Origin of the sequence: Pseudomonas sp. NPDC089407 (assembly GCF_044900445.1) — a bacterium.
In the GTDB taxonomy this organism is placed as follows: Bacteria; Pseudomonadota; Gammaproteobacteria; order Pseudomonadales; family Pseudomonadaceae; genus Aquipseudomonas.
Genome location: NZ_JBJDNB010000069.1, coordinates 1 through 3,127 on the forward strand (window position 1 = coordinate 1; position 3,127 = coordinate 3,127).

Consider the following 3,127-nt stretch of genomic DNA (forward strand, 5'->3'; position numbering starts at 1 on the left):
CTGGAGAGTACCGGTGAGTATCGCTACGACAGCCTGGGGCGGCGGGTGGCCAAGCGGGCCGAGATTAATGGTGAGGTCGAGCAGAAGCGCTTCCTCTGGCAAGGCTTGAGGATGCTGCGGGAGGAGACGCCTGGGCAGAGCATTTTGTACCTGTATGAGCCGGGTAGCTACGCGCCGTTGGCGCGGGTTGATCAGGCGGAAGGGGAAGAGCAGAAGCTTTATTACTTCCATACGGACCAGATCGGTACGCCGCTGGAACTGACGGATAGTGCCGGCAAGATAGTTTGGCAGGCGACGTATCGTTCGTGGGGGACGATTGAGCATCTGGCTGTTGATCAGGTCGAGCAGGATCTGCGTTTCCAAGGGCAGTATTTCGATTTTGAAACAGGACTGCACTACAACACCTTTAGATATTACGATCACGAAGTTGGAAGATTCACTACTCAAGATCCGGTAGGTTTAAGTGGCGGTAATAATCTCTACGGATATGTACTGAATCCAAGCAATTGGATAGACCCTGTTGGGCTCACTCCATGTATGGGTAAGCCGTCTCAGCGTAGTGCGGGGGGCACAGGAGCTAAATACGACCCAGTAAATGGACAGGGACTTTACGTGTTAACAGACAATGGGGTTATTAAGTATGTTGGTCGTGGTGATGCGTCTGCCCGCTTAGGTGTGCATGCTGCAACTTCAGGAAAGTCTCATCTACAGCAGCATGTGATTTTTGATAACAATTTAACTAAGGCTGAGGCCAAGTTTCTTGAACAGCGAATCATGGATCTCAATGGAGGGGCGCTTTCGACTAATGAGGTTACAAACTTGTTGAATAGAATTAGATCGTATAGCCCCTCCAATCCAAATGCTCCAATTTATGACGTGGCTGGACATAGCCCTAGCTGGGGGAGTGATGTACTATCTGATGCTTTGGCGAAAATGAAGGGGCTCGGGCTATGAAAGGAGTAGGATCTATGCAGGCAGGTGACATTTTTTATATTCCGATGGAAGATGGAAGGTTTGCAATCAGCCAGGTAATTTGGCTGGGGGCAGAAAGCAAAGAGCAAAAATTTAAGAAAATATTTGCTTTTGCGGTATTGTCAATAGGCAATGATCAAAAAATTCCCGAGGATCAAAATTACTTAGTATTTAGTGATCACCGTGGGGAGTTTAAAGTTATATTCACAGCCGTGGACCACTTGAAGGCGGGAGAGTGGCCAATTCTGCAGCGTGGAGTGGTTTCGGATGCCTCGCTCCGTGGACTGGAGTTTAATATGGCGGGCACTCTCTATCGGGGAGGAAATCCGGTTAGGGTTTTGGATATTGATGAATATCAAGATCATATATTAATGGGGGTATCCGGCTTTGCGCTTGTCGAAAGATTTTTGCAGCAACATTAAGGGTTTGGTTGTCTGCTGATGGTTTTTGATTCTTTAAAAATATGCTGATTTGAAAGTTGCACGACTTTTTGTGTTCAAGTTGCGCGCTTATTGTGTTACATCTTAGGCCAAGTGCTGACGCACACCGACGGCAAAGGCTAGACCACGCATTGCAAAGCGCTTCGCGCGGCGTACAGCTTTGCATATGAGCTTCTGACCGCTTGAGCGGAGAAGTGCGGGTCGACAATCTGACCCGACGCTTCAGCTACGACGCTGGCAGGCACTGGTGCGCATGGACGAGATTGGCTACGGCGAAAGCGGTGAGCGGCCAGAGCGCTACACCGCTGGGTCGCCTGACCGACATCAAGCGCGTGGTGAACAATGAAGCGGTCGAAACACTGACCCAGTACCGTTACGACGAACACGGTCAGCTGAATGCGGTAATCAACCGCAACGGCGACACCGTGCGCAGCTTCAGCTACGCCGAAGGCCTGATGGTCACCCACAGCAACGCCCTGGGCCTGGGCTGCCACTACCGCTGGGAAACCCAGGGCGGCAGGCCGCGGGTGGTCGAGCACTGGACCAGTGACAGCGAGCATTACCATTTCCGCTACAACCTCGACGCCCGCACCAGTTGGGCAACCGACGTGCTCGGCCGCGAGCTGGAGGTGCATTACAACGCCGACCACCGCGTCATCGCCAGCCGAGACTACGGTGGCGAACGCTATGCCATCGCGCTGGACCAAAACGGCAACATGGTCGGCCTCGACCTGCCAGACGGCAATCGCCTGATCTTCAAGTACGACGAACACGCCCGCCTGCTCGAAGAAACCGACCCGCTGGGGCGCACGATCGCCTACGAGTATCACCACCTGACGACGCTGGTGACCAAAGTCACCTACCCGGATGGCAGCACCTGGACGGCGCGTTACGACGACAAGGGCAACCTGCTCGCCGAAATCGACGCCCTCGGCCAGATGACCGAATACCTCAACAGTGACGACGGCCTGCCGCACACCATCATTGATGCGACCTACAAGTCCAAGTACCTGTGGTGGAACACCCTGGCTCAGGTCGAGCGCTACCAGGACTGCTCAGGCAAGAGCACCTACTACCGCTATGACGAGCGTCAGCACCTTATAGCGGTGACCGATGCACTCAACCAGACCACCTCGCTGGAGCGCAAACCGGACGGTGAAGTACTGCGAATCAACCACCCGGACGGCAGCACGGAAACCTTCACCTACAACGTCTACGGCCAGGTACTCAGCCACACCGACGGAAAGGGCCAGACCATACGCCTGATGCGCTCGGCCCGCGGCCTGCCCAGCAGCCGCCAGGATGCCAAAGGCCAGCGGGTGCGCTACGAATACGACAAGGCCATCCGCCTGACCGCGCTGGTCAATGAGAACAACGCCACATACAGCTTTGCTTATGACGCCTCGGACCGGCTGAGCGAAGAGGTGCGGGTCGATAACCTGACCCGGCGCTTCAGCTACAACGTCGGCGGCCATCTCATCCGGTTGGATGAAATTGGCTACGGCGAAAATGCCGAACGCCCGCAGCGGCATACGCTGTTCGAGCGTGACACCATTGGCCGCCTGATCGCCAAGCTGAATAACGACGCACAGCAGCAATTCACCTATGACGACGGCGACTGGCTGCTGAGCATCGAGCGACAACCCAGCGGTATCGGCAAGCAGCTTGGGATCACGGAAGAAAAGCTGGAGTACGCCTATGATGTGTTGGGCCGG

2 protein-coding genes and 1 pseudogene are annotated in these 3,127 nt (G+C 54.8%); all 3 read left to right on the forward strand.

Annotated features, from left to right (window positions below):
* Positions 1-954, forward strand: a 954-nt coding sequence (locus tag ACI2KG_RS28920; RefSeq protein WP_404664236.1) for an RHS repeat-associated core domain-containing protein, incomplete at its 5' end; no start/stop codon positions are given.
* Between the two features lie 14 nt (positions 955-968).
* Positions 969-1,394: an Imm26 family immunity protein gene (locus ACI2KG_RS28925; RefSeq protein WP_404664237.1), complete on the forward strand. Its 426-nt coding sequence runs from the start codon at positions 969-971 to the stop codon at positions 1,392-1,394.
* Positions 1,395-1,606: 212 nt separating this feature from the next.
* A pseudogene (locus ACI2KG_RS28930) lies at positions 1,607-3,127 on the forward strand (type IV secretion protein Rhs); the annotation flags it as partial.

Bases quoted from the DNA above. Each gene is read 5' to 3' on its own strand.
- ACI2KG_RS28925 (WP_404664237.1), top strand. From the start codon at position 969: ATGCAGGCAGGTGACATTTTTTATATTCCGATGGAAGATGGAAGGTTT.